Here is a 25,678-nt window from a genome sequence, read left to right on the forward strand (position 1 = left end):
TCATGAAGTTCAGCCACGCCGTCCGCCGTACCACCGCAGCAGTCGCCGCCGTCGGCGCGATGTCCCTCGGCATGGTCGCGACCACCGCCGGCGCCGCGCACGCCGTCGCCTCGTGCTCCGGTGACGTGTCGGTGTACGGCACGCTGGCGGACGGACGGCTGACGTACACGCAGATCGCGCCGGACACGGGCAACCGCGTCAAGACGCTCATCGGCCCGAACCTCGGCTTCACGCCCAAGGCGATGGCGACGCTCAACTTCAACACGGTCCTGGTCACGTCCACCACCGGCGACCTCTACCGGGTCGACATCCAGACGAACAACACCTCCCTCGGGGTCGCGGGAGTCGTCAAGATCTGGGACGGCGGCTGGACCTTCGACAAGATGGTCTACGACGGAGCCGGACACCTCTACGGAACCGTCGACGGCCAGCTCCACCAGTACGTCGTCTCGCAGCCCAAGCCCGCGGGCTCGGCCCACATAGGCCAGCACGTCGTGATCGACACCGGCTTCGTCCTCAAGACGCTCGCCGCGGCCGGCGACGACCGCATCGTCGCCTCGACCGCGGACGGCCGGCTGCTCAGCTACAAGATCAACGGAGTGAACGACTGGGACCTCTCGGTCCTCAAGGCGAGCGGCTGGTCGGCGGTCGACTCGCTCTCCTCGCCGGGTGGCGGCCTCTACTACGGCCGCACCAACGGCGGCATGTACTGGTACTCCGACGCCGACCCGACCGACGGCGACGGCAGCGACGTCACCTACCACTCGGACGACCCGGTGGACGCCTCCGGCTGGACCCAGAGCCTGCTGTCGGCCTACGCGAACAACTGCGCCTACGTGCCGTCGGCGCCGCCGAAGTCCGTCCAGGGCGGCACCATCTACCGCAGCGAGGTCATGGACCGGGCCAAGAACTGGTACTCCCGCAACGTCCAGTACGACCAGGGCGCCTCCGCCGTGGACGTCGATGGCGACCACTCCTACCGCACCGACTGCTCCGGCTTCGTCTCCATGGCCTGGCACCTCACCAACTCCCTGACGACCGAGACGCTTCCCAGCGCGAGCACGCAGATCAGCAAGGCCGACCTCCTGCCCGGTGACGCGCTGAACGACTACTCCGAGCACGCCGTCATCTTCGCGGGCTGGAAGAACCAGGACACGGGCACCTTCTACTACTACTCCGAGAGCAGCCCGGCGACGGACATGAACTACTCGACCGCGAACATCAACAGCGGTGACATCAGCGGCCACCCGGCCTCGGACTACGTCGCCCTGCGCTACAAGAAGATCGCCTGACGCCCCACCCGACGCCTCGAAGGCCCCGCCGATCCCCGGCGGGGCCTTCGGGCGTCCGTACGCCCCACGCCCTTGGGGATGTCCGTCCTGGCCGTGCTCCGGCCCACGCCGAAAAGGGCGGCGCCTCCTCGGGTCGAGGGGGCGCCGCCCTTTCAGGTCGACGGGACGCGGCCGCTGCGCGTGGCTGTGGGACGCGGCGGGCGGCCTACTGCCAGCCGGCGTCGGCCGGAGCGACCTGCCAGCCGGCGTCCGTCGGAGCGACCTGCCAGCCGGCGTCCGTCGGAGCGACCTGCCAGCCGGCGTCGGAGGCGAGAACGGAGGAGGCCGGAACCGCGTCCGCCGTGGACCGGTGCGTGACCACCGGGGCGGCGAGAGCCGCGGCGACGACGAGGGAGGAGACCGCGGCGGCCTTGGCGATGCGGGTACGAAGCATGGCTGTTTCCGTTCCTTCCGGGACGAGATGCGGTGTCCGGCCTGCCGTCGCGCCCCGCGGTGGCGCTCTGCTCGGCCGGTGACTCATAGGTTCGTCGCGGCTCAGGCCAGAGGAAAGGGTTCACGGATGGACGGAAGCGGCCTTGGACCGATGCGTCCACGGGGGCCGCTTCAGTCCACCGTCTGCGGTTCGAAGGCCAGAGGCATCAGCGGCACTCCGGCGCCGGTCGGCCGCGCCGCTGCCAACTGCGGTACGGCGCGCAGCAGTCGACGGGTGGCCCGTACCGCTCGTTCCTCCGCCTCCTCCAGCGCATCGGCCAACAGGTAGAAGCCGAGCGTGAGTTCGCAGGAAGAGACGGCATGCACGGCGACGTGCTCGACACCGTCGCGGGGGACGATCGCCGATCGCACCAGAGTCCTGATGTTCTGCGGCAGTTCGTCGCCGGACGGCAGTTCCAGATATGTGTGGACCAGGTACATGCAATCCAGAATCTCAACGGGATACGCCAACAAGTCGGCCCGTGCGGTGGCCAGTTGAGTCCATGGCCGCTTTGGTCCTCCCCCCTGTGACGATCCCCGGTCCTCTGCGAAGATCATCGTGGGACAGGGGAGGGTCTGTGGAATCTGGGGGGAACCTGATGCTGACCGCGCTTGGACTCGATGCCGCCGCGGAGACGGTGTATCGCGCCATGCTCAGAAGTCCGGCCGCCGGTGTCGCGGCCCTCGCCGATGCCGTGGGGCTGCCCGGGGAAGAGGTGCGCGACGCCCTTGACACGTTGAGCGAGTTGGCGCTGGTGCGCCCCGCAGCGGGGGACGCGGGCCGGCTCCGGGCCGTCTCCCCCGACATCGGCATGGAGATCCTCATGGGCCGCCAGCAGGCCCAGTTGGCGGCCCAGCAGCAGCGCCTCGAATCCTCCCGGGCCGCCGCGGCCCAGCTCATCTCCGAGTACGCCGAGCTCCGCCCGGCCACCAGCCATCCCGGGGTGGAGCAACTCGTCGGCCTCGACCAGATACGCGACCGGCTGGCCGTACTCACCCGCGAGGTGCGCGAGGAGTTCCTCGCCTTCGCCCCGGGAGGACCGCAGACCGCGGAGAACATGGCCGCGTCCCGGCCGCTCAACGAGGACCTGCTCGGTCGCGGGGTGCGCATGCGCACGATCTACCTCGACAGTGTCCGTACCAACCGACCCACCGTCGAACACGCCACCTGGCTGGCCCGGCTGGGCGGCCGGGTCCGCACGGTGCCGTCCCTGCCGACCCGGATGATCCTCATGGACCGGCTCACCGCCATGATCTCGGTCAGCAGCGACGACACCGCCGCCGGCGCCGTCCTGCTGACCGGCCAGGGCACCCTCACCGCCCTGTGCGCGCTCTTCGAGACCACCTGGGAATCCGCCCAGCCGCTCGGCGAGACCGTCCCCACCGACCCGAACGGACTCACCGGCCAGCAGACCACCACCCTTCGGCTCCTGGCCGAGGGCCACACCGACGAGGCCATCGCCAAACGGCTCGGGGTCTCCCACCGCACGGCCCGCCGGATCGCCTCCGAACTGATGGAACGCCTCGACGCCCGCAGCCGCTTCGAAGCCGGCGTACGAGCCGTCCAGCAGGGCTGGCTGCCGCCGCGCCCCTGAACCGTTGCCCAGACGCCCACACCTCCGACGGCACCGGTCGTGCCTGTCGTGGCCGGTGGATCTTGAGGGTGGCGGAGGGGCGGGGCGTGGGCGGGGCCGACGGCGGCGGCCTGGTGTTGTTCTGCACGGGCGGCGACGGAACGTGGTCGGTGTTGTTCGGCCGCTCCGCCGCCGGCGAGCTCGTCTCGGTCGTGGTGGTCAGGTCGTACCTCTAGGTCGGACACGATCTCGGTGTCCGGATGGTCCGGGCGGTCCGGACCGTCCTTGATGCCGGGGGTCGCAGGTGCCCCTTCACGCTTGCCCCGCAGGTCGTCGCACTTCATCCGGAACTCTTCGCTCCGCCTCCCGCGTTCTCACGGCGTGACTCTTCAGCAAGAAATCGTCGGCAATGCCATGCAGATGGCCGTCGTGAACCTGGGCCTCGGCCAGACCGTGTACTGCGAGGCGGGAAAGTTCCTGTTCAAGACCACCAACGTGACCATGGAGACGCGGCTCTCCGGGCCCTCGGGCGGCGGTGGCGGCGGGCAGCCGAGCGGTGGCGGCGGCATGGGCGGCATGCTGCGCCAAGCCGTGGGGACCGCCATGCAGGCAGGTCAGCGGGCCCTCGCGGGCGAGTCGCTGGCGTTCCAGTACTTCACGTCGACGGGCGGCGAGGGCACCGTCGGCTTCGCGGGCGTGCTGCCCGGCGAGATGCGCGCCCTGGAGCTCGACGGCACGCGCGCGTGGTTCGCCGAGAAGGACGCCTTCGTGGCGGCTGAGTCGACCGTGCGGTTCGGCATCGCCTTCCAGGGCGGCCGGACCGGGCGCAGCGGCGGCGAGGGTTTCGTCCTGGAGAAGTTCACCGGCCAAGGAACGGTGATCATCGCGGGCGCGGGCAACTTCATCGACCTGAACCCGGCCGACTTCGGCGGCCGTATCGAGGTCGACACGGGCTGTGTGGTCGCCTTCGAGGAGGGCATCCAGTACGGCGTCCAGCGCATCGGCGGCCTCAACCGGCAGGGCCTGATGAACGCGGTCTTCGGCGGTGAGGGCCTGTCGCTCGCCACGCTGGAGGGCAACGGGCGGGTGATCCTTCAGTCCCTCACCATCGAGAGCCTCGCCAACGCCCTGAGAAAGGCCCAGGGCGGCGACAAGCAGGGTCCGACGGGCGGGCTGTTCTCGACCGACGCGGGGTGAGCCCTCGGCCCGCGCGGAGCGTGCCCGTCCGGTCGTGGCGCCCGGTCGCTACGCCTGGTCGTGGCGCCGGCTTGACGCCCGGTCGTGGCGCCGGGTTGTGGCGTCGGGCGATTTGGGCGCGGACCGATGAGTTGCGGGCACCGGTGGGGTCTGACCTGATGACAACAGACCCCACCGTCAGGAAGCAGGCACTGCCATGGGCAAGCTCACCCTCACCGCGTTCGTCAGCATCGACGGAGTCCACCAGGCGCCGGGCGGTCCCGAGGAGGACCCCAGCGGCGGGTTCGGCCAGGGCGGCTGGAGCGTTCCCTTCGGCGACGACGACTTCGGGCGCTTCGTCGTCGACAACTTCTCCCACGTCGATGCGTTCCTGCTGGGGCGGCGCACGTACGAGATCTTCGCGGGCTACTGGCCGAAGATGACCGACCCGGCCGACCCGATCGCCTCCAAGCTGAACTCGCTGCCCAAGTACGTCGCCTCCTCGACGCTCACCGACCCCGCCTGGGAGGGCACGACCGTGATCACCGGCGACCTCGGCAAGGAGGTCACCGCCCTGAAGGAGCGCACCGAGGGGGAGCTCCAGATCCACGGCAGCGCCGTCCTCGCCCAGTCCCTGCTCGCGCTCGGTCTGATCGACACCCTGCATCTGATGACCTTCCCCGTCGTGCTCGGCGAGGGCCGCCGCCTGTTCGCCGACGGCGCCGCCCCCACCGCGTTCCGGCGCACCGGCGGCACGATCACCGGCTCGGGCGTCGCGGTCAACACGTACGAGCGCGAGGGCCGGCCGACGTACGGCAGCTACTAGGGTCGCGGGCGGTCGGGCGCCCGGACGCCGGCCTTCGGGGTCGGCGGACGGCCGTCGCGCGACGCGTTCCCCTACGACCGGCGTCGCCGGGCGCCCGTCCCGGCCGGACGAAAGTCTGAAGCGTGTCGACTTTGGTCGTCGGCAGGGCTCGCGGGGAGGTGGCGGCGGCCTCGGCTGCGTAGATTTGTCGACCGTGAGTGGTGACCATCCGGCGCTCGAGCCGCGTGACGTACCGGCGCCGGTCCTGTCGGGGCGGCGCTGGCTGCTGCCGTCCGCCGTGGCCGCGGAGCTCGATCCCGACGCCGAGCGGGCCGGGCCCTCCGGACGGCCCCGGCGCACCGTGCGCGACTGGGTCGTCGACTTCGGCTGCTTCCTGCTGGCCGTCGTCATCGGGCTAGCGGCCGCGAACACGCTGAGCGACGACCCGGACGTCCCGCACGGCCTCGCCGTCGCCGACCAGCTCATCGGCCTGCTCGCCTGCGCGGCGGTCTGGCTGCGCCGGCGCTGGCCGCTGGGACTGGCCGTCGCGATGATCCCCGTCGGCCTCGTCTCGAACACCGCGGGCGGCGCGGGGCTCGTGGCCCTGTTCACCCTCGCCGTGCACCGGCCCTTCCGGTACGTGGCCTGGGTCGCCGGCGTCCAGCTCGCGCTGCTTCCGGCGTTCTTCTGGCTGCGGCCCGACCCCGAGCTGCCGTATCTCGCCGCCCTCGCCGTCACCGCCCTGCTCACCTCCGCGGTGGTCGGCTGGGGCATGTTCGTACGGTCCAAGCGCCAGCTCATGCTGAGTCTGCGGGACCGCGCGCGGCGGGCCGAGACCGAGGCGGCGCTGCGGGCCGAGCAGGCGCAGCGGCTCGCCCGGGAGGCGATCGCGCGCGAGATGCACGACGTGCTCGCGCACCGGCTCACGCTGCTGAGCGTGCACGCGGGAGCACTCGAATTCCGGCCCGACGCGCCCCGGGAGGAGGTCGCCCGGGCCGCCGGAGTGATCCGGGAGAGCGCGCACGAGGCGCTACAGGACCTGCGCGAGATCATCGGGGTGCTGCGGGCCGGGGACTCCGACGAGGCGGGGCGGCCGCAGCCGACGCTGGCGGCGCTCGACGGGCTGGTCGCCGAGTCGCGGGCGGCCGGCGCGAAGGTCGTCCTCGACAACCTGGTCGCCGATCCGGGCGCCGTGCCCGCGTCCGTGGGCCGCACCGCGTACCGCATCGTTCAGGAGGGGCTGACGAACGCGCGCAAGCACGCGCCGGGGGCGGAGGTCACGGTGACGGTGCGGGGCGCTGCCGGCTCCGGGCTGACCGTGACCGTCGCCCATCCCGCGCCGCCGGGGCCGGTGCCGAAGGTGCCGGGGTCCGGGCAGGGGCTGATCGGGTTGACGGAGCGGGCGACGCTGGCCGGAGGGTGGCTGGAGCATGGGGTTGTGGGGGGTGGGGGGTTTCGGGTTCGGGCCTGGTTGCCGTGGGGGGCGTAGTCGCCGGCTTACCGCTGTCGCGGTGTCGGTCCGGTGGGTGGGTCGGGGCCGCGCCGGTGCATCAGCCCGTCGCCGTTGGACGGAGAGGTGACCGTCGGTGGCGACGGGCATCGATGTACCGGCACGTCCCCGACGGTGCGTGGCCGGGTGCGGGTGTGTCGTGGTGGCCGGTCCACATCCCAGCCCCGGCCGGGCAGAGTTTCAGTCCCGGCCGGGAGAATCCAGCCCCGGCCCGGGAGAGTTTCAGCCCCTCCGGCGCTTGAGGAGCGGGGTCCGGGGCGGAGTCCCAGGGGGCGGCCTCGCCCCGGTCCGCCTTTCGGGTGCCGGGGAAAAAATTCAGCCCCTCCGGCGTTTGAGGAGCGGGGTCCGGGGCGGAGCCCCGGGTACGGGTCGGGTAGGGGCGGAGGGGGCGAAGGAATGCTGGTTGGGTGAGGGGATGACTGGGATTCGGCTGGTGCTTGTGGATGACGATCCGTTGGTGAGGGCGGGACTGGCCCTCATGCTGGGTGGCGCCGAGGACGTCGAGATCGTCGGCGAGGCCGCCGACGGCAGCGAGGTGGAGGAACTCGTCGACCGCACCCGGCCCGACGTCGTCCTGATGGACATCAGGATGCCCGGCGTCGACGGACTGACCGCCACCGAGCGGTTGCGCGCCCGCGCGGAGGCGCCCCAGGTCGTGGTCCTGACGACCTTCCACGCCGATGAGCAGGTGCTGTGCGCACTGCGCGCGGGCGCCGCCGGGTTCGTCCTCAAGGACACACCGCCCGCGGAGATCCTGTCGGCGGTGCGCCGGGTCGCGGCCGGAGACCCGGTGCTGTCGCCCACCGTCACCCGCCAGTTGATGGAGCACGCCGCCGGCTCCACCCTCGACACCCGCAGGTCCGGCGCCCGTTCCCGGATGTCCGGCCTGAACGAGCGCGAGCGCGAGGTCGCCGTCGAGGTCGGCCGGGGCAGGTCGAACGCGGAGATCGCCGCGGGACTGTTCATGAGCGTCGCCACGGTCAAGACCCACGTCTCCCGCATCCTCGCCAAGCTCGGCCTCAACAACCGTGTGCAGATCGCGTTGCTCGCCTACGACGCCGGACTGCTGGAGGAGGACGGGCACTGAGCGGGGCCCTCGCGCGTTGAGCGGGTTGACGGGAGGGAGAGTCGTGATCGATCTGGGGGAGTACGGAGCGCGGTTCACCGAGGATCCGCACCCGGTCTACGCCGAGTTGCGCGCCCTCGGCCCTGTGCACCGGGTGCGGCTGCCACCGCCGGACGCGGGCCATGAGACATGGCTCGTCGTCGGGTACGAGGAGGCGCGGGCCGCGCTCGCCGACCCGCGGCTGGCCAAGAACCCGGACACGGCGGGGTTCGTGTTCTACGGAGAGGAACTGATCGGCCGGCACATGCTGTTCGCCGACCCGCCGCGGCACACCCGGCTCCGGACCCTGATCGCCGGCGAGTTCACCGGCCGGCGGGTCGCGGCGCTGCGCCCGCGGATCACGGAGATCACCGACGAGCTGCTCGACGCGATGATTCCACGCGGGCGCGCGGACCTCGTCGAGTCCTTCGCCTATCCGCTCCCGCTGACCGTGATCTGCGAGCTGCTCGGGGTGCCCGAGCCGGACCGGGCCGCCTTCCGAGCCCTGTCCACGGAGACGGTGGCTCCCACCAGCGCCGAGAGCGAGCAGAAGGCCTTCGTCCAACTCGGCGACTATCTGGGCGAACTCATCGAGGACAAGCGGTGCGCGGGTCCCACCGGTGACCTGCTCAGCGGTCTCATCCGTACCAGGGCCGAGGACGGCGACCGGCTCTCGGCGGGCGAGTTGCGCGGCATGGCGTTCCTGCTCCTTGTCGCCGGACACGAGACGACGGTCAACCTGATCTCCGGCGCCGTCCGGTCCCTGCTCGGTCATCCGGACCAACTCGCCGCCGTCCGCGCGGACATGACGCTTCTCGACGGCGTCATCGAGGAGACGCTGCGCCACGACGGCCCGGTGGAGAACGCGACCTTCCGCTATGCCGCCGAGCCGCTCGACATCGGTGGCATAGCGATCGCGCGGGGGGAAGAGGTGATGATCGGCCTCGGCGCGGCCGGCCGTGACGCGGCGCGCTATCCGGAGCCCGACCGCTTCGACCTCCGGCGCGAGACCCGGGGACATCTCGCCTTCGGGCACGGCATCCACTACTGTCTGGGCGCGCCGCTGGCCCGGCTCGAAGCCCAAGTGGCCCTCCGCTCCCTGCTGGAGCGGTGTCCGGACCTGGCGCTCGACGGACCGCCGAGCGGCTGGCTGCCCGGCATGCTGATGAGGGGCGTGCGCCGGATGCCGGTGCGCTGGTGAGCGGCCCGGTGCCGTGTGAGGAGCGTTGCCCGTGCTGCGTACGGCGGAGATCACCGCGGAGCTGACCGGTCTCGAGGAATCCCGTCATCAGCTCTACTGGCGCTCCCGGCTGGAGTTCACCCTCGACTGCTTCATCTGCGAGCGGACCGGACGGACCACGGTGTTCGAGCGCGGGACCGAGCAGGCGCTGTGCTCCGGCAGCCGCAGCGGGTTCCAGCGCCACCACACCGCGGGGAGGATCGCGGCGTTCGACACCACGAGCGGCCGGGACCGGCTGGCGGTCCGGGCGCTGGTCGACTTCTGGTGGGCTCCCTTCACCGACACGCGGGACGACCGGAAGGCCGCCGCGCCCACGAGCCACCCCTGGGTGCGACTGCACCTCGCCTATCACTGCCCGGAGGCGAACGAGCCGGGGACCGGCAGCATCCAGACCAACCTGGTCCGGCCGCACCACCTGACGTGCAAGCACTGCGACCGGAGACTCGGCGTCGACAGCGCGACCCCCGGCGTCCGGCTCCTGGGGTGAGACGCCGACTCGCCTCGCGCCGGCCGGCCTCGCGCCGACTCGCCTCGCGCCGGCTCACGGCCACCGCCTCTCCGGGAGCGAACGAGTCCCCCGGCCGTCAGAGTCTGCCGCCCGGAATCTCCGCCGGGGAGACCGGGCGCCGCTCCCGCCGGGACAGCTCGCAGGCCTCGGCGATCCGCAGCGCCTCCAGTGCCTCGCGGCCGTCGCAGGGATTGGCGCGCTCGCCGCGGACCACCTCGACGAACGCGGCGAGCTCCGCCTCGTACGCGGGGCCGAAGCGTTCCAGGAAGCCCGTCCACGGCTTGTCCGCGGGCGGCGGTCCGGACCGTTCGGTCGAGGCGATCGGCGTACGGTCGTCCAGGCCGACGGCGATCTGGTCCAGCTCGCCGGAGAGTTCCATGCGCACGTCGTAGCCCGCGCCGTTCAGACGGGTGGCCGTCGCCGTCGCGAGCATGCCGTCGTCGAAGGTGAGGACGGCCGCGCCGGTGTCGATGTCGTTCGCCTCGCGGAACATCGCGGGCCCGGCGTCGGAGCCGGTCGCGTACACCTGGACGACCTCGCGGCCGCTGACCCAGCGCAGCATGTCGAAGTCGTGGATCAGGCAGTCGCGGTAGAGCCCGCCGGACAGCGGGAGGTAGTCGGCCGGGGGCGGCGACTGGTCCGACGTCATCGCGCGTACGGTGTGCAGCCGGCCGAGCCGGCCCGAGCGCACCGCCTCGCGGGCAGCGGTGTAACCGACGTCGAAGCGGCGTTGGAAGCCCATCTGCAGAACCGTTCCGGCGGCATCGACCTCGGCGAGCGCCGCCAGCGTGCCCGCCAGGTCGAGAGCTATGGGCTTCTCGCAGAAGACCGGGAGTCCGGAGCGCGCCGCCCGGCCGATCAGTTCGGAGTGGGCCGAGGTGGCGGCCGTGATGACCACCGCGTCCACGCCCCAGGTGAAGATCTCGTTCACGGTGGGTGCCGCCGTCGCGCCCAGCCGGTCCGCCAGTCGCTGGGCCCGTACGGGATCCGCGTCCGTGACGATGAGGGAGCCTCCGACCTCACGGTGACGGCTGAGCGTGGCCGCATGAAATGTACCGATACGGCCCGCTCCGATGAGTCCGATGCGCATGGCTACAAACTGGGGGGCGACGCGTCGCGCTGTCAATGGTTTGTCCGGACAATCGAACTTCACAACTTCCCGTCAACATGTCCCGGGGCTACGCTCGATCCGTGGCCAAACCAGTCGTGGATCCGACCGTGTCGCTCCAGCTCGGCGTCGACCGCACCAGTCCGGTCCCGCTGTACTTCCAGCTCTCGCAGCAGCTCGAGGCCGCCATCGAGCACGGCGCGCTGACCCCCGGCAGCCTGCTCGGCAACGAGATCGAGCTCGCCGCGCGGCTCGGTCTGTCCCGTCCCACGGTCCGCCAGGCCATCCAGTCCCTCGTCGACAAGGGACTGCTCGTGCGGCGGCGGGGCGTCGGTACGCAGGTCGTGCACAGCCAGGTCAAGCGCCCCCTCGAACTGAGCAGCCTCTACGACGACCTGGAGTCGGCCGGCCAGCGCCCCGCGACGCAGGTGGTCGTCAACGCCGTCGAACCGGCGTCGACCGAGGTCGCGGCCGCCCTCGGCGTGCCCGAGGGCAGCGAGGTCCACCGTGTCGAACGGCTGCGTCTCGCGCATGGTGAGCCGATGGCGTACCTCTGCAACTTCCTGCCCTCCAAGCTGCTGGAGCTCGACAGCGACCGGATGGAGGCCACCGGCCTGTACCGGCTGATGCGCGGGGCCGGCATCACCCTCCACAGCGCCCGCCAGTCCGTCGGCGCACGCGCGGCCAGCGCGGACGAGGGCGAGCGACTCGGCGAGCCGGCCGGGACCCCCGTCCTCACCATGCAGCGCACGACCTTCGACGACACCGGCCGCGCCGTCGAGTTCGGCTCCCACATCTACCGTGCCTCGCGCTACTCCTTCGAGTTCCAGCTCCTCGTACGGCCCTGAACAGCCTTCCGGCTCCCTGAACGGCCCGGGCTCGGCGGGCTTCCGTGCCGCCGCCGGGGAGGCCGCCGCTCCGCGCGCGCGGGAACCGTGATTTGGGCGGATGATCCCAATGATCGATACTTGGCCGTTTGGGCCGGTACGACTCCGGTCCTCAAGGGCCCGCAGGAGGGCCCCCGGGTCGGTCCTTTCGGCCCGGCACACCAAGAGCACGGCAAGAAGGGCACGGCCTCGTGGCACGGACACGGACCTGGGTGGGCATCGCGCTGGCGGGGACACTGACCCTGTCCCTCGCGGGATGCAGCAGCACCGGGGGGAAGCGAGCCGAGGATGCCCGCAAGGCGGCCGCGGCCCAGGGCAGGGCCGCGGTGAACACGCCCCGCTGGACCTTCGCGATGATCACCCACTCGGGCGACGGCGACACCTTCTGGGACATCGTCCAGAACGGCGCCAAGCAGGCCGCCGTCAAGGACAACATCAACTTCCTGTACTCGCACGACGACGAGGCCCAGCAGCAGGCGCAGCTCGTGGACGCCGCCGTGGACAAGAAGGTCGACGGCATCATCGTCACGCTGGCCAAGCCCGACGCCATGAAGGCCGCGGTCGCCCGCGCCCGCAAGGCCGGCATCCCGGTGATCACGGTGAACTCCGGCTCCGAGGAGTCGAAGGCCTTCGGCGCGCTCACCCACATCGGCCAGGACGAGACGATCGCCGGAGAGGCCGTCGGCGAGGAGCTGAACAAGCGGGGCCGGAAGAAGGCCCTGTGCGTCCTGCACGAGCAGGGCAACGTCGGCCACGAGCAGCGCTGCGCGGGTGTCAAGAAGACCTTCGACGGGACCGTCGAGAACCTCTACGTCACCGGCACCAACATGCCCGACGTCCAGTCCTCGATCGGCGCCAAGCTCCAGGCCGACACGTCGATCGACTCGGTCGTCACCCTCGGCGCCCCCTTCGCGGACACCGCCGTCAAGGCCAGGGACGACGCGGGCAGCAAGGCCGAGATCGACACCTTCGACCTGAACGCCAAGGTCGCCGCCGAGCTGAAGAACGGCACCCTCGGCTTCGCCGTCGACCAGCAGCCCTGGCTCCAGGGCTACGAGGCCGTGGACCTGCTCTGGCTCTACAAGTACAACGCCGACGTCCTCGGCGGCGGCAAGCCCGTCCTCACCGGTCCGCAGATCATCACCAAGGACCAGGCCGCCGAGCTGGAGCAGTACGCGGATCGGGGGACCCGATGACCGCCACGGCACCCGCGCCGGCGCCCGGCCCCGAGACCGACGAACGTCTCCTCAAGACCTCGCCCCTGCGCAAGCTGCTGAGCCGTCCCGAGCTCGGCTCGGTGGTCGGCGCTTTCGCCGTGTTCGTGTTCTTCGCGCTCTTCGCGGACAGTTTCGTACGCGCCGCGAGCCTCAGCACCGTCCTGTACGCGGCGTCCACCATCGGCATCATGGCCGTCCCGGTCGCGCTGCTGATGATCGGCGGCGAGTTCGACCTCTCCGCGGGCGTCATGGTGACCAGCTCCGCGCTGATCTCCTCGATGTTCAGCTACCAGATGACGGCGAACGTCTGGGTCGGAGTGTTCGTCTCGCTCCTCGCCACCCTCGCGATCGGCGTCTTCAACGGCGTCATGCTGACCCGCACCGACCCGCCGAGCTTCATCATCACGCTCGGCACCTTCCTGATGCTGACCGGCATGAACCTAGGCTTCACCAAGCTGATCAGCGGCACCGTCTCCACCAAGTCGATCTCCGACATGGAGGGCTTCTCCTCCGCCAAGGACGTCTTCGCCTCGACGATCACCATCGGCGGCGTCGACTTCAAGATCACCATCCTGTGGTGGCTGGTCCTCGTCGCCGTGGCCACCTGGATCCTGCTGCGCACCCGCGTCGGCAACTGGATCTACGCCGTCGGCGGCGGCGAGGAGGCGGCCCGCGCGGTCGGCGTCCCGGTCGACAAGACCAAGATCGGCCTCTACATGGGCGTCGCCTTCGGCGCCTGGATCTCGGGGCAGCACCTGCTGTTCTCGTTCGACGTCGTGCAGTCCGGCGAGGGCGTCGGCAACGAGCTGATCTACATCATCGCGGCCGTGATCGGCGGCTGTCTGATCACCGGCGGCTACGGCTCCGCGATCGGCTCGGCCGTGGGCGCGCTGATCTTCGGCATGGTGAGCAAGGGCATCGTCTTCGCCGAATGGAACCCCGACTGGTTCAAGTTCTTCCTGGGCGTGATGCTGCTCCTCGCGACCCTGCTCAACCACTGGGTCCGCAAGCGCGCGGAGGCCACGAAGTGACGACGGAGAACATGACCGAGGAACCCGCCGCCGCGCGGCGCCCGGCGCTCGTCGAGCTCGACGAGGTCAGTAAGTACTACGGCAACATCCGCGCCCTCGAAGGCGTCTCGCTGGCGGTCCACGAGGGCGAGATCACCTGTGTGCTCGGCGACAACGGCGCGGGCAAGTCCACTCTCATCAAGATCATCGCGGGTCGTCACCGGCACGACGGGGGCACTCTGCGCGTCGAGGGCGAGGAGACCCGGCTGGCGTCGCCGCGCGAGGCCCTGGACCGGGGTATCGCCACCGTCTACCAGGACCTCGCCGTCGTCCCGCTGATGCCGGTCTGGCGGAACTTCTTCCTGGGCTCCGAGCCCCGGAAGGGCTTCGGCCCGTTCAAGCACCTCGACGTCGACCACATGCGGCGCACGACCCACGCGGAACTCCTGCGCATGGGAATCGACCTCCGGGACGTCGACCAGCCGATCGGCACCCTCTCCGGAGGCGAGCGCCAGTGCGTGGCGATCGCCCGCGCCGTCCATTTCGGCGCCAAGGTCCTCGTACTCGACGAGCCCACCGCCGCCCTCGGTGTGAAGCAGTCCGGTGTGGTCCTCAAATATGTGGCCGCCGCACGAGACGCCGGACTGGGTGTTGTGTTCATCACCCACAATCCGCATCACGCCTATCTCGTGGGTGATCGTTTCGTGCTGCTGAAGCGCGGCACCATGTCGGGCAGCTACACCCGGGACGGGATCACGCTGGACGAGCTGACGCGCCAGATGGCGGGCGGAAGCGAGCTGGACGACCTGCGGCACGAGCTGGAGAACCGTGCCCTGTGAGGGGCGCGGGGCCGTGACCCGGACGGCCCCGCGGACCGTCCGGAAGAGGCCACAGGCGGCCCACAGGTCACCTGTGTCACCGCGCTTCCACGGTGCGGCCCCGGTGCGGCGTAGGGCAGAATCGGCGCGATGAGCACCTACCGCGACCTCGCGCTGCCCCGAGCTCTCGGCTCCGCTCGCGCGGGGGGCACCCCCATCGGCTCCGCGCGGGCCACCGTCCTGCGGACCGTGGGCACACGCGAGCGCCGCTCCCATCTGACGGCACCCCGCGTCCCCACCGTCGGCATCGACATCGGTGGCACGAAGGTGATGGCGGGTGTGGTGGACGCCGACGGCACCATCCTGGAGAAGGTCCGCGCCGAGACGCCGGACAAGTCCAAGAGCCCCAGGGTCGTCGAGGACACCATCGTCGAACTGGTGCTGGACCTCTCCGACCGGCACGACGTGCACGCCGTCGGCATCGGGGCGGCCGGCTGGGTCGACGCCGAACGCAACCGCGTCCTGTTCGCCCCGCACCTGTCCTGGCGCAACGAGCCGCTGCGCGACCGCCTCGCCGGTCGGCTCGCGGTGCCCGTCCTGGTCGACAACGACGCCAACGCCGCCGCCTGGGCCGAGTGGCGGTTCGGCGCCGGCCGCGGCGAGGACCACCTCGTGATGATCACCCTCGGCACCGGTATCGGGGGCGCGATCCTCGAGGACGGCCAGGTCAAACGCGGAAAGTTCGGGGTCGCCGGAGAGTTCGGCCACATGCAGGTCGTGCCCGGCGGCCATCGCTGCCCGTGCGGCAACCGCGGCTGCTGGGAGCAGTACAGCTCCGGCAACGCCCTCGTGCGCGAGGCCCGCGAGCTCGCCGCGGCCGACTCCCCGGTGGCGTTCGGGATCATCGAGCACGTCAAGGGCAACATCGCCGACATCACCGGCCCGATGATCACCGAGCTGGCCCGTGAGGGCGACGCCATGTGCGTCGAACTCCTCCAGGACATCGGGCAGTGGCTCGGAGTCGGCATCGCCAACCTGGCCGCCGCCCTCGACCCGTCCTGCTTCGTCATCGGCGGCGGGGTGAGCGCGGCCGACGACCTGCTGATCGGTCCCGCCCGCGACGCCTTCCGCCGGCACCTCACGGGCCGCGGCTACCGCCCCGAGGCACGGATCGCGCGCGCCCAGCTCGGCCCCGAGGCCGGCATGGTCGGCGCCGCCGACCTCGCGCGGCTGGTCGCCCGCCGTTTCCGGCGCGCCAAGCGGCGCCGCGTGGAGCGCTACGAGCGGTACGAGCGCTACGCCGAGACCCGCCGCACGACGCAGCAGGAGTCGCAGTGACCGCCTCGCTCCCCCGTCAGGCGACCTCCCCGGACGAGCCGCAGCGGCCGCCCGAGGACCCGCGCCGCAAGTTCCGCCGCCGCGCGCTGACCCTGCTGATCATCGTGCTGCTCATCGGCGTACCCGCCGGCTACCTGGTGATCTCCGCCGACCAGAGCCGCAACAGCGGCAAGGACAAGGAGGCGAAGTACTCGGCGACCGGCCTCACCTCCGGCTGGCCCTCGCGCGTCCAGCGCCGCCTCTACCAGGTGCCCATCCCCGGCAAGTCCACCGACGTCGCGTACTACGAGACGAACAACTGGAAGACCAGCCGGCTGTACGTCCAGTTCGGCACCACCCAGGCGGGGCTCGACGGGTTCCTCAAGGGTGTCGGCACCAGCCGTGCCGCCCTGAAGAAGGACCACATCACCATCAGCGACCGCAACCAGAAGGTCGTCGGATGGGAGTTCACCGGCCCCGGCCCCTGGTGGGGACTCGTCCACAAGCAGAAGGACCCCGCGCCCACCCAGGACATCGTGGTGAACGGATCCGAGACGGACCACCCGATGGTCTACCTCGTCTCGCGCACGATCCCGTAGCGCCCCCGCCCCGCTCCGCCACACCGGGCCGGGCCCGGTGACGAGGGCCGCAGCCGCCCACCGCCGCCGTGGGAGCCGATTGTCAGACCCCGCCCGTAGAGTCGAAGACAACTGATTCGACCGAAGGGCGGGAGGTGACCGGACGTATGCGGGACGGGGTGGAAGCGATGACCGCGCGGGTGCCTTCCGCGGGCGCGCCCTCGGCATGGGCATCCTCCGCGTCCACGGCCCACGCCCGGCCGCGCGAGGTCGCGCGGCCATCGGCCGAGCGGCCGCCCTCCACGCGGCTCGCCGCCGTCTTCCTGCCCGCGCCGCTGCCCCGGGAGGGACGCGTCGCGTTCTGGGACCCCCAGGGGGAAACCCCGCCCGCCGAGGACGACGGGGACGGCCCGCGGCCAGGGGATCACCCCGGCGGGGCCACCGCACCCGCACCCGGCACACACGCCTCCGCGCCCGGACACACCGAACTGACGGTCGTACGACCGCACGGCTCGGGCGTCCGCAGGAGCACCGTCCCCGCGGTGACCCTCTCGGTCGCCGAAGCCCTCCCCCTGCTGGCCGGGGCCCGGCGCGACCCCGCGGCCCATCCCGCCACCGTCTGCTGGGGCGCCGCCGCGCTCCACGCGCTGCGCCTCGTCGCCCGCGGACGCCTGCTGCCGGGGCTCACCCCCGACGGCTTCGACGCCTGGCGCGCGGGTCCCCTGGACCCGGAGGACATCGCCCACCTGAGGTCGGTCGCCGAGGCCCTCCCGTACGAGGGACACGCCGTTCCCCTGCCCGGCAGGGGACCCGTGCGGCTGCCCGGGCCGGAAGCCCTGGTGCGGTCGTTCCTGGACGCGGTCGCCGACACCCTGCCCCGCACCCCCGCCGCGCCCCACACCGCCGGCGGACCCTTCGCGGCCCGCGAGCCGCAGCGGCTGACCGGCGCCCACGACTGGGCCGCCGAGGTCGCCGCCGGCATGGACGCGGGCGTACGGATCTCGCTGCGCCTCGATCTGTCCGCCCACCAGCTCTTCGACGACGGAGAGGGAGCGCGGCGCGCGGGCGCCGCCGTCGTCCAGGTGCACAGCCTCGCCGACCCCACACTCGTCGTGGACGCGGCCGCCCTGTGGGCGGGGGACGCCGACACGGTGTTCGGGCCCCGCGCCCGCGTCGACGCCGCGCTCGCCGTCCGGCGCGCCGCCCGGGTCTGGCCACCCCTCGACCGCCTGTCCGAACAGGACGTGCCGGACGTGCTCGCCCTCTCCGAGGAAGAGCTGTCGGATCTGCTCGGCGTCGTCGCGACCCGGCTCGGCGCCGCCGGTGTCGCCGTCCACTGGCCCCGGGACCTGGCGCACGACCTGAGCGCCACCGCGGTCGTGCGCCCGGCGCCCGGCTCGGCCACCGACGGGACGGGATTCTTCGAGAGCGAGGAACTCCTCCAGTTCCGCTGGCAGTTGGCCCTCGGCGGGGATCCGCTCAGCGAGGCCGAGATGGACGCCCTGGCCGAGGCCCACCGGCCCGTCGTCCGGCTGCGCGACCAGTGGGTCCTGGTCGACCCCGCCCTCGTCCGCAAGGCCCGCAAACGCGAACTGGGCCTGCTCGACCCGGTGGACGCCCTGTCGGCCGCGCTCAGCGGAACCGCCGAGGTCGACGGCGAGACCGTCGAGGCGGTGCCGGTCGGAGCCCTCGCCACCCTGCGCGACCGCCTCACCGCGGGCGTGACCCCCGTCGAGCCCCCACCCGGCCTGGACGCCCGCCTGCGGGACTACCAACTCCGCGGCCTCGCCTGGCTCGACCTCATGACCTCCCTCGGGCTCGGCGGCTGCCTCGCCGACGACATGGGTCTCGGCAAGACCGTCACGCTCATCGCGCTCCACCTGAGGCGGGCCCGCAGCGAACCGACGCTGGTGATCTGCCCCGCCTCGCTCCTCGGCAACTGGCAGCGGGAGATCAACCGTTTCGCGCCCGGCGTCCCCGTGCGCCGGTTCCACGGCCCCGACCGCACCCTGGACGGTCTCGACGGCGGCTTCGTGCTCACCACGTACGGCACGATGCGCTCGGCCGCCGCCCACCTCGCCGACCAGCGCTGGGGCATGGTCGTCGCGGACGAGGCGCAGCACGTCAAGAACCCCTACTCGGCGACGGCGAAGGCCCTGCGCACGATCCCGGCCCCGGCGCGCGTCGCGCTCACCGGCACACCCGTCGAGAACAACCTCTCCGAACTGTGGGCCCTGCTGGACTGGACGACCCCGGGGCTGCTCGGCCCCCTCAAGTCCTTCCGAGCCCGGCACGCGCGCGCCGTGGAGAACGGCGAGGACGAGGAGGCCGTGGCCCGGCTGGCCCGGCTGATCCGCCCGTTCCTGCTCCGCCGCAAGAAGTCCGACCCCGGCATCGTCCCCGAACTCCCGCCGAAGACGGAGACGGACCACCCCGTACCCCTCACGCGCGAACAGGCCTCTCTGTACGAGGCGGTGGTCCGCGAATCCCTGCTGGCGATCGAGACCACCGACGGCATCGCCCGCCGGGGACTCGTCCTCAAACTGCTGACCTCCCTCAAGCAGATCTGCGACCATCCGGCCCTGTTCCTGAAGGAGGACGTACGGGAGGCCGCGCGGGGGACCTCCCCCCGCTCCGGCAAACTGGCCCTGCTCGACGAGCTGTTGGACACCCTGCTCGCCGAGGACGGCTCGGCACTCGTCTTCACGCAGTACGTCGGCATGGCCCGCCTCATCACGGCACACCTGACCGCCCGCGCCGTCCCGGTCGAGCTCCTGCACGGCGGCACGCCGGTCGCCGACCGCGAACACATGGTGGACCGCTTCCAGAGCGGGGCGACCCCCGTCCTGGTGTTGTCCCTCAAGGCGGCCGGCACCGGTCTGAACCTCACCCGCGCGGGCCATGTCGTCCACTTCGACCGCTGGTGGAACCCCGCGGTCGAGGAGCAGGCCACCGACCGCGCCTACCGCATCGGCCAGACCCAGCCCGTCCAGGTGCACCGGCTCATCACCGAGGGCACGGTGGAGGACCGCATCGCCGAGATGCTCGAAGCGAAGAGGGCCCTCGCCGACGCGATCCTCGGCTCCGGCGAGGCGTCCCTGACGGAACTCACCGACCGCGAGCTGTCCGACCTCGTCTCGCTCCGGAGGCCGTCATGAGCGGGACCGGGGGAGAGGAGTCCCGCGTGCCCGGGACCGGAGCGGGCGAACCGGCCGACGGCGCCGATCCGCAGGGTCCCGTCACCGGGGACAGTCCCGTCACGGGGGAACGCCCTGTCACCGAGGAACGCCCCGCCGACGCGGCCCGCCGCGCCCTGCGCGCCGCCCGGAAGGCCGCGGCCACCGACGATCACGAGGGTGAGGGGGCGAGTGCAGGAGCTGGTGCCGGTGCCGGTTCCGGTAGGAGTGCCGAGCGGGAAGCGGTGACTGGCGACCGGGAATCCGTGTCCGCGGCCCCTTCCGCCGCGCCCACCGAGTCCGCCGAGTCCGCCGAGTCCGCCGCGTCCGCCGGGTCCGGTGCGTCCGAGCCTCCGTCGAGGGCATCCGCCCCGGCGGTGAGGCCGAGCGACGCGGCCCGCGAGGCCCTGCGGCGGGCGACGGCCACGGAGTCGGCCACGACGGATCGTTCGGGCGCGGGGGGCGGGGGAGGCGCGCGCCCTGGTGACATCGCCCGTGAGGCGTTGCGCGCCGCGCGCGACGAGGCACGGCGGCTCCGGTCCGAAGAGGCGGACGGCGGCCAGGAGCGGTCGACGGAGGGCAGTTGGGGCGGAGCCGGATCGAGGCGGCGGGCCGACAGGACGTCCCCGGCCGGAGCCGGTGGAAGACGGGGTCCCGCGTACTCCGTGAGCACGGACCGGGTGTCCCAGCAGCGCCGCCTTCGGGGTCTGCTCGCGGACGCCTTCCGGCTGCCCCCCGACGTGGCCGCCGAGACGGGCCAGCCGTCGCACCCCGACGCGGATACCGACGCCGCTGAGCCGACCCGGGACCCAGGCCCCGGCCGACTCGCCCGCGCCCCGTACCCCGAGCACGACGAACACCCCGAGCACTCCGCCCACCCGGAGCACTCCGCGCAACCCGAGGCGGACGCACACCCCGATCACCCCGTTCACCGCGAACACCCCCAACCCCCGGAGGAATCGGGAGACTTGGCGCCCCAGCGGCAGCCATCGGCTTCCGAGACTTCCGAGGCCTCCGAGACTTCCGAGGCCTCCGAGATCTACGAGGCTTCCGAGGCCTCAGAGCCCTTCAAGCTCGGCTCCCTCGTCCCGGAGCTCTTCACCCCTGGGGCGGGCGCCGGGTCCCCGGAGGCCGAAGAGACCGCTCGGTCCATCGGCGGCGAGCGGGTCACCCCGGCCCCCGGCCCCGCCGGTCGGCATCCCCGCTCCATGGCGTCCCCGGGTCGTGACGGCGAGCTGCGCCGGACCTTCCCCGCCTTCCCCGCGCGGGTCCCGGAGGAGGGCGGCTTCGCCGAGACCTGGTGGGGCAACGCCTGGGTCACGGCACTCGAGGAAGGAGCGCTGGACGCGGCGCGGCTCGCGCGCGGGCGGACGTACGCCGGGCACGGCCACGTCGACGCCGTCACGGTCACACCGGGCCTGGTGCTCGCCTATGTGCACGGCAGCCGGCCGCGTCCGTACCGCGTCCAGATCAGGGTGCGGACGCTGACCGACGAAGACTGGGACCGATTCCTCGACGCCGCCGCCGAGCGGCCCGGACACATCGCGGCGCTGCTCGACAAGGAGATGCCCAGGTCGCTCGCGGACTGCGGTGTCGAGCTGCTGCCGGGCCCCGGCGAACTCGAACCCCACTGCAGTTGCCCCGACTTCGGACACCCCTGCAAACACGCGGCCGCACTCTGCTACCAGACGGCGCGGCTGCTCGACCAGGACCCGTTCGTCCTGTTCCTGCTGCGCGGCCGGGGCGAGCGCGAGCTGCTCGACGCGCTGTCCCGCCGCAACGCCACGCGCGCGGCCCGCGCCGCCCAGGAACGGGAACCGGCACAGCCGGCCGGCGTACGCGCCCGTGACGTCCTCGCCCGGCGTGTGCTGCCGCCCCTTCCCGCTCCGCTGCCGCCGCCCGCGCATCCCGGGCAGCCGCCGGCCTACCCGGGAGCACCGGGCGGCCCGGACTCCTTCGCGCTGGACCAGTTGGCCACGGACGCTGCCGCCCGCGCCCACGCGCTGCTCACCTCGGGCCGCGATCCGGTCGCGGAACTGACGCTCTGGCAGGACGCGGTGCGCCTCGCCGCGGCCCGCCCCGGATCGGGGCTCACGGCCGCCACCCGTGCCCTCTACTCCTCGCTCGCGGCCGCGACCGGCCGGACCCCGGTCGAACTGGCCCGGGCGGTCGCCGCCTGGCGGCAGGGCGGGTTCGACGCGCTCGCCGTGCTCGAAGAGCCCTGGGACCCCCCGGCGGGCCGGTTCGACCGGGCCCGGCCGCTGCTGATGGCCGCCGACTTCCCGGCCTTCCGCCCCTGGCGCAACCACCTCACCCACCCGCACGGCCACGCCCAGCTCCGCCTCGGCCGCAACGGCCTCTGGTACGCGTACGAGTCCGAGCCGGACCGTGACGACTGGTGGCCGCGCGGCACCCCGGACCTCGACCCGGTCGGTGCCCTGACAGGCCTCGGCGCACCGGGCGAGCTCTGACGCCGACCGGGTCGTCCCTGTCGGCGGGATGATCCCCGGTGTCCTGCAGGAAAGGGATACCCTCCGTTCCCACGCTGAGGTGGACGCCCTCGACGAAGGAGCGGCAAGGACATGACCGACATACGCCGTTCACGCCCATGGGCCGACGTGTTCGCCCGGTGGACCTCCGGCCTGCTGGCGGTCGGCTCCATGCTGTCGGGATGCCCGCTGCCCACGCCCTCCGTCCACCGGGAGGAGTCGGACCGGACGCCGGACACGAGCTGCCGGCCACCGGTCGGCCACCCGGAGCGGCCCGCGGCGCACGTCCCGCCGACGGACGTGGAGCGGGAGCTCTGGTGCGCTTTGGGCATCGAGGTCCGACGAACATATACGTGAAGCCACGCCGGAGGACCCTTACGACGCCACCCCATAGGGGGACAGCTCGTACGGGATTCAGGCCCGATCACGTGAAAATTCGTGTGATGTGAGAGCGTGCAGGGCGTGAGTGAGACACCGACGAATACCCTGCAATACCGCCTCGACGGCCCGGAAGACGCTCCGGTCCTCATACTCGGACCCTCGCTCGGCACCACCTGGCACATGTGGGACCGGCAGATTCCCGAGCTCTCGAAGAGCTGGCGGATCTTCCGTTTCGATCTCCCGGGACACGGCGGAGCACCCGCCTATCCGGCCGGATCGGTGGCCGAGCTCGCCGGACGGCTGCTGACGACGCTCGACCGGCTGGGCATCCAGCGCTTCGGATACGCGGGCTGCGCGTTCGGCGGGGCCATCGGGCTCGAACTGGCGCTGCGCCGCCCCGAGCGGGTGGCGTCCCTGGCGCTGATCGCCGCCTCGCCCCGCTTCGGCACGGCCGACGAGTTCCGGCAGCGTGGGGTGATCGTGAGGTCGAACGGCCTGGACCCGATCGCCCGTACCTCGCCCGAACGCTGGTTCACGAGCGGTTTCGCCGCGGCCCAGCCCGCGATCACCGAGTGGGCCGTGCAGATGGTCCGCACGACCGACCCCGGCTGCTACATCGCGGCCTGTGAGGCGCTCGCCGCCTTCGATGTGCGGGGTGAACTGGGCATGGTGGGCGTTCCCACCCTCGTCCTGGCCGGCTCCGACGACGAGGTCACCGGGCCGGCGGAGGCGCGCACGCTGGTCGCCGGGATACCGGACGCCCGGCTCGCGGTCGTCCCCGGTGCCTCGCACCTGGTTCCCGTCGAGCAGCCCGCCGCCGTGACGGATCTGCTCGTACGGCACTTCTCCAGCGCCTGGCTGCCCGCCTTCGACTCGTCCACCGGTCAGATGGCGGTCCAGGTCGCGCAGGCGTACCCCGTGCAGGCCGCCCCGCCGCCGGTCGCGCCCTTCGCCGAGATCGCCCCGGCCCCCGTCGCGCCCGAGCCCGTGGGACGGCAGGATCCGTACGACATCGGGATCAAAGTGCGCCGCGACGTGCTCGGGGACGCTCATGTCGACGGGGCGCTGACCTCGGCGGACGAGTTCTCCGGGGACTTCCAGGAGTTCATCACCCGCTACGCGTGGGGCGAGATCTGGGACCGGCCCGGACTCGACCGGCGCTCGCGCAGCTGTGTGACGCTGACCGCGCTGGTCGCGGGAGGCCACCTCGACGAGCTCGCCGTCCACACCCGCGCCGCCCTGCGCAACGGTCTCACCCCGGTGGAGATCAAGGAAGTGCTGCTCCAGACGGCCGTGTACTGCGGTGTGCCGGCGGCGAACAGCGCCTTCCGGGTGGCCCAGAAGATCATCCGTGAGGAGACGACCCCCCAGGAGTGAACGGGCGGAGCCGTCCGGCGGACTCGTCCACAGGAGTGACCCCCGGGCCGGGTACGCGGGCACCATGGACTCATGAAGCTCACGAAGAAGTCGCACGCCTGCGTCCGCCTCGAGAAGCACGGGCGGACGCTCGTCATCGATCCCGGGGGTTTCAGCGAGGAGGACGCCGCCGCGGGCGCGGACGTCCTCCTCGTCACGCACGAGCACCCGGACCACTTCGACGAGCAGCGGCTCCGCGCGGCCATGGAGGCCAACCCGGCGGCCGAGATCTGGACCCTGCGGTCGGTGGCGGAGAAGGTCTCCGCCGCCTTCCCCGGCCGGGTGCACACCGTGGGTCACGGCGACACCTTCACCGCCGCCGGTTTCGACGTCCAGGTGCACGGCGAACTGCACGCGGTGATCCATCCGGACATCCCGCGGATCACCAACGTCGGCTATCTCGTCGACGGCGGCCGCGTCTTCCATCCCGGGGACGCCCTGACCGTCCCCGACCGGCCGGTCGAGACGCTGATGCTCCCGGTGATGGCACCGTGGAACAAGATCTCCGAGGTCATCGAGTACGTGCGGGAGGTCAAGCCGCAACGCGCGTACGACATCCACGACGCCCTGCTCACGGACCTCGCGCGGCCGATCTACGACCGCCAGATCGGCGCCCTCGGCGGCTCCGAGCATCTGCGGCTGACACCGGGGGCGTCGGCGGAGGTCTGAGCCGGAGCCGGCCGCGCCCGCACCCGTCGTGCTCGCCTGCCGTCCCGGTGGTCAGGGGACGGCACGGAGTGTCTCCGGCGGACCCGTTGTCGTACCCGCCCGGTAGGTTGTGAGGCATGCGTATCGCCACCTGGAACGTGAACTCGATCACCGCCCGGCTCCCGAGGCTGCTGGCCTGGCTGGAGAGCAGCGGCACGGACGTGCTGTGCCTCCAGGAGGCCAAGGTCGCCGCCGAGCAGTTCCCCGTCGAACAGCTCCGCGAGCTGGGTTACGAGGCGGCCGTGCACGCCACGGGACGGTGGAACGGCGTGGCGGTGATCTCCCGGGTAGGCCTGGAGGACGTGGTCAGGGGCCTGCCGGGGGGTCCCGCGTACGAGGGCGCGGAGGAACCCCGGGCCGTCTCCGCGACCTGCGGTCCGGTCCGCGTCTGGTCGGTGTACGTGCCGAACGGCCGCGAGGTGGAGCACGCGCACTACGCGTACAAGCTCCAGTGGTTCGAGGCCCTGAGGGCGGCGGTGGCGGGCGACGCGGCGGGCAGCCGCCCGTTCGCGGTGCTGGGCGACTACAACGTCGCGCCCACGGACGACGACGTGTACGACGTGGCCGCGTTCGAGGGACTGACCCATGTCACCCCGGCCGAGCGTGCCGCGCTGGCCGCCCTGCGCGGGGAGGGACTGACGGACGTGGTCCCGCGCCCCCTGAAGTACGAACACCCGTACACGTACTGGGACTACCGCCAGCTCTGCTTCCCGAAGAACCGCGGCATGCGCATCGACCTCGTCTACGGCAACGAGGCGTTCTCGACGGCGGTCAAGGACGCGTACGTCGACCGCGAGGAGCGCAAGGGCAAGGGCGCCTCGGACCACGCACCGGTCGTGGTGGACTTGGACGTCTAGGGCCTGTCAGACAGGCCCTGGTGCCGCGGCCTCAG

24 protein-coding genes are annotated in these 25,678 nt (G+C 72.1%); 21 read left to right on the forward strand and 3 right to left on the reverse strand.

Translation table 11 applies throughout. The features are described from left to right. Positions 1-2 precede the first annotated feature (2 nt). Positions 3-1,292 carry a tachylectin-related carbohydrate-binding protein gene (locus ACIQ7M_RS00975; protein ID WP_403638459.1) on the forward strand — a complete coding sequence of 430 codons (1,290 nt, stop codon included), beginning with the start codon at positions 3-5 and terminating at the stop codon, positions 1,290-1,292. Between the two features lie 205 nt (positions 1,293-1,497). On the opposite strand, the gene ACIQ7M_RS00980 is transcribed toward ACIQ7M_RS00975, so the two are convergent. Next, positions 1,498-1,725 carry a hypothetical protein gene (locus tag ACIQ7M_RS00980; RefSeq protein ID WP_403638461.1) on the reverse strand — a complete coding sequence of 76 codons (228 nt, stop codon included), beginning with the start codon at positions 1,723-1,725 and terminating at the stop codon, positions 1,498-1,500. A gap of 170 nt (positions 1,726-1,895) precedes the next feature. Then, positions 1,896-2,204, reverse strand: coding sequence for a hypothetical protein (locus tag ACIQ7M_RS00985; RefSeq protein ID WP_403638463.1), 309 nt, complete (start codon positions 2,202-2,204; stop codon positions 1,896-1,898). A 158-nt stretch (positions 2,205-2,362) separates the two neighbouring features. Between ACIQ7M_RS00985 and ACIQ7M_RS00990 the strand changes: the two genes are divergently transcribed. From ACIQ7M_RS00990 to ACIQ7M_RS01025, 8 genes are all read left to right on the forward strand, one after another. Continuing rightward, positions 2,363-3,358, forward strand: coding sequence for a LuxR C-terminal-related transcriptional regulator (locus ACIQ7M_RS00990; RefSeq protein ID WP_403638465.1), 996 nt, complete (start codon positions 2,363-2,365; stop codon positions 3,356-3,358). An 86-nt stretch (positions 3,359-3,444) separates the two neighbouring features. Then, entirely contained in the window at positions 3,445-3,573 is a 129-nt protein-coding gene (locus ACIQ7M_RS00995) for a hypothetical protein (protein ID WP_403638467.1), read from the forward strand. Positions 3,574-3,718: 145 nt separating this feature from the next. Beyond that, positions 3,719-4,534, forward strand: coding sequence for an AIM24 family protein (locus ACIQ7M_RS01000; RefSeq protein WP_355775333.1), 816 nt, complete (start codon positions 3,719-3,721; stop codon positions 4,532-4,534). Between the two features lie 196 nt (positions 4,535-4,730). Continuing rightward, positions 4,731-5,339: a dihydrofolate reductase family protein gene (locus tag ACIQ7M_RS01005; protein ID WP_355775335.1), complete on the forward strand. Its 609-nt coding sequence runs from the start codon at positions 4,731-4,733 to the stop codon at positions 5,337-5,339. 193 nt (positions 5,340-5,532) lie between these two features. After that, positions 5,533-6,807 (forward strand): histidine kinase, encoded by a 1,275-nt coding sequence (locus ACIQ7M_RS01010; protein ID WP_403638470.1) that lies wholly within the window; start codon positions 5,533-5,535, stop codon positions 6,805-6,807. A 436-nt stretch (positions 6,808-7,243) separates the two neighbouring features. Then, positions 7,244-7,915 carry a response regulator gene (locus ACIQ7M_RS01015; RefSeq protein WP_403638472.1) on the forward strand — a complete coding sequence of 224 codons (672 nt, stop codon included), beginning with the start codon at positions 7,244-7,246 and terminating at the stop codon, positions 7,913-7,915. Positions 7,916-7,958: 43 nt separating this feature from the next. Next, positions 7,959-9,134, forward strand: a complete 1,176-nt coding sequence (locus ACIQ7M_RS01020; RefSeq protein ID WP_403638474.1) for a cytochrome P450 — start codon at positions 7,959-7,961, stop codon at positions 9,132-9,134. A gap of 31 nt (positions 9,135-9,165) precedes the next feature. Next, positions 9,166-9,660: a hypothetical protein gene (locus ACIQ7M_RS01025; protein WP_403638476.1), complete on the forward strand. Its 495-nt coding sequence runs from the start codon at positions 9,166-9,168 to the stop codon at positions 9,658-9,660. A gap of 97 nt (positions 9,661-9,757) precedes the next feature. Here ACIQ7M_RS01025 and ACIQ7M_RS01030 read toward each other — a convergent pair whose 3' ends face one another. Continuing rightward, positions 9,758-10,771, reverse strand: a complete 1,014-nt coding sequence (locus ACIQ7M_RS01030) for a Gfo/Idh/MocA family oxidoreductase (RefSeq protein ID WP_386983138.1) — start codon at positions 10,769-10,771, stop codon at positions 9,758-9,760. Between the two features lie 116 nt (positions 10,772-10,887). Between ACIQ7M_RS01030 and ACIQ7M_RS01035 the strand changes: the two genes are divergently transcribed. From ACIQ7M_RS01035 to ACIQ7M_RS01090, 12 genes are all read left to right on the forward strand, one after another. Further along, positions 10,888-11,637, forward strand: coding sequence for a GntR family transcriptional regulator (locus tag ACIQ7M_RS01035; protein ID WP_403639211.1), 750 nt, complete (start codon positions 10,888-10,890; stop codon positions 11,635-11,637). Between the two features lie 230 nt (positions 11,638-11,867). Then, on the forward strand, positions 11,868-12,872 hold the full coding sequence (locus ACIQ7M_RS01040) for a sugar ABC transporter substrate-binding protein (protein ID WP_403638479.1): 1,005 nt from the start codon (positions 11,868-11,870) through the stop codon (positions 12,870-12,872). After that, positions 12,869-13,924, forward strand: coding sequence for an ABC transporter permease (locus tag ACIQ7M_RS01045; RefSeq protein ID WP_403638481.1), 1,056 nt, complete (start codon positions 12,869-12,871; stop codon positions 13,922-13,924). Before ACIQ7M_RS01040 ends, ACIQ7M_RS01045 begins: the two co-directional genes overlap by 4 nt. An 11-nt stretch (positions 13,925-13,935) precedes the next feature. Beyond that, positions 13,936-14,742 carry an ATP-binding cassette domain-containing protein gene (locus ACIQ7M_RS01050; protein WP_403639213.1) on the forward strand — a complete coding sequence of 269 codons (807 nt, stop codon included), beginning with the start codon at positions 13,936-13,938 and terminating at the stop codon, positions 14,740-14,742. A gap of 129 nt (positions 14,743-14,871) precedes the next feature. Continuing rightward, positions 14,872-16,059 (forward strand): ROK family glucokinase, encoded by a 1,188-nt coding sequence (locus ACIQ7M_RS01055; protein ID WP_386983144.1) that lies wholly within the window; start codon positions 14,872-14,874, stop codon positions 16,057-16,059. Then, the gene (locus tag ACIQ7M_RS01060) at positions 16,056-16,637 is read left to right on the forward strand and encodes a sugar kinase (protein WP_355762914.1); all 582 of its coding nucleotides are present in this window, start codon (positions 16,056-16,058) and stop codon (positions 16,635-16,637) included. Before ACIQ7M_RS01055 ends, ACIQ7M_RS01060 begins: the two co-directional genes overlap by 4 nt. Before the next feature lie 146 nt (positions 16,638-16,783). Then, positions 16,784-19,774, forward strand: a complete 2,991-nt coding sequence (locus ACIQ7M_RS01065) for a DEAD/DEAH box helicase (protein WP_403639215.1) — start codon at positions 16,784-16,786, stop codon at positions 19,772-19,774. A gap of 26 nt (positions 19,775-19,800) precedes the next feature. Beyond that, positions 19,801-22,263, forward strand: coding sequence for an SWIM zinc finger family protein (locus ACIQ7M_RS01070; RefSeq protein WP_403638484.1), 2,463 nt, complete (start codon positions 19,801-19,803; stop codon positions 22,261-22,263). 111 nt (positions 22,264-22,374) lie between these two features. After that, a complete protein-coding gene (locus ACIQ7M_RS01075; RefSeq protein ID WP_403638486.1) occupies positions 22,375-22,638 on the forward strand; it encodes a DUF6059 family protein in 264 nt (87 codons plus the stop codon). 105 nt (positions 22,639-22,743) lie between these two features. Then, positions 22,744-24,039 (forward strand): alpha/beta fold hydrolase, encoded by a 1,296-nt coding sequence (locus tag ACIQ7M_RS01080; protein WP_355762872.1) that lies wholly within the window; start codon positions 22,744-22,746, stop codon positions 24,037-24,039. Between the two features lie 72 nt (positions 24,040-24,111). Next, entirely contained in the window at positions 24,112-24,747 is a 636-nt protein-coding gene (locus ACIQ7M_RS01085) for an MBL fold metallo-hydrolase (RefSeq protein ID WP_403638489.1), read from the forward strand. Between the two features lie 116 nt (positions 24,748-24,863). Next, positions 24,864-25,643, forward strand: coding sequence for an exodeoxyribonuclease III (locus ACIQ7M_RS01090; RefSeq protein ID WP_355762866.1), 780 nt, complete (start codon positions 24,864-24,866; stop codon positions 25,641-25,643). Positions 25,644-25,678: the final 35 nt, after the last annotated feature.

It is taken from the genome of Streptomyces sp. NPDC096324 (genome assembly GCF_044763015.1).
GTDB lineage: Bacteria > Actinomycetota > Actinomycetes > Streptomycetales > Streptomycetaceae > Streptomyces.

Excerpts from the sequence above, each read along its gene's own strand:
- ACIQ7M_RS00975 (WP_403638459.1), top strand. The coding sequence starts at position 3 with ATGAAGTTCAGCCACGCCGTCCGCCGTACCACCGCAGCAGTCGCCGCC.
- ACIQ7M_RS01045 (WP_403638481.1), top strand. The coding sequence starts at position 12,869 with ATGACCGCCACGGCACCCGCGCCGGCGCCCGGCCCCGAGACCGACGAA.
- ACIQ7M_RS01055 (WP_386983144.1), top strand. The coding sequence starts at position 14,872 with ATGAGCACCTACCGCGACCTCGCGCTGCCCCGAGCTCTCGGCTCCGCT.
- ACIQ7M_RS01090 (WP_355762866.1), top strand. The coding sequence starts at position 24,864 with ATGCGTATCGCCACCTGGAACGTGAACTCGATCACCGCCCGGCTCCCG.
- ACIQ7M_RS00990 (WP_403638465.1), top strand. The coding sequence starts at position 2,363 with ATGCTGACCGCGCTTGGACTCGATGCCGCCGCGGAGACGGTGTATCGC.
- ACIQ7M_RS01085 (WP_403638489.1), top strand. The coding sequence starts at position 24,112 with ATGAAGCTCACGAAGAAGTCGCACGCCTGCGTCCGCCTCGAGAAGCAC.
- ACIQ7M_RS01075 (WP_403638486.1), top strand. The coding sequence starts at position 22,375 with ATGACCGACATACGCCGTTCACGCCCATGGGCCGACGTGTTCGCCCGG.
- ACIQ7M_RS01005 (WP_355775335.1), top strand. The coding sequence starts at position 4,731 with ATGGGCAAGCTCACCCTCACCGCGTTCGTCAGCATCGACGGAGTCCAC.
- ACIQ7M_RS01015 (WP_403638472.1), top strand. The coding sequence starts at position 7,244 with ATGACTGGGATTCGGCTGGTGCTTGTGGATGACGATCCGTTGGTGAGG.
- ACIQ7M_RS00980 (WP_403638461.1), bottom strand. The coding sequence starts at position 1,725 with ATGCTTCGTACCCGCATCGCCAAGGCCGCCGCGGTCTCCTCCCTCGTC.
- ACIQ7M_RS01050 (WP_403639213.1), top strand. The coding sequence starts at position 13,936 with ATGACCGAGGAACCCGCCGCCGCGCGGCGCCCGGCGCTCGTCGAGCTC.
- ACIQ7M_RS01065 (WP_403639215.1), top strand. The coding sequence starts at position 16,784 with ATGCGGGACGGGGTGGAAGCGATGACCGCGCGGGTGCCTTCCGCGGGC.
- ACIQ7M_RS00985 (WP_403638463.1), bottom strand. The coding sequence starts at position 2,204 with ATGTACCTGGTCCACACATATCTGGAACTGCCGTCCGGCGACGAACTG.
- ACIQ7M_RS01030 (WP_386983138.1), bottom strand. The coding sequence starts at position 10,771 with ATGCGCATCGGACTCATCGGAGCGGGCCGTATCGGTACATTTCATGCG.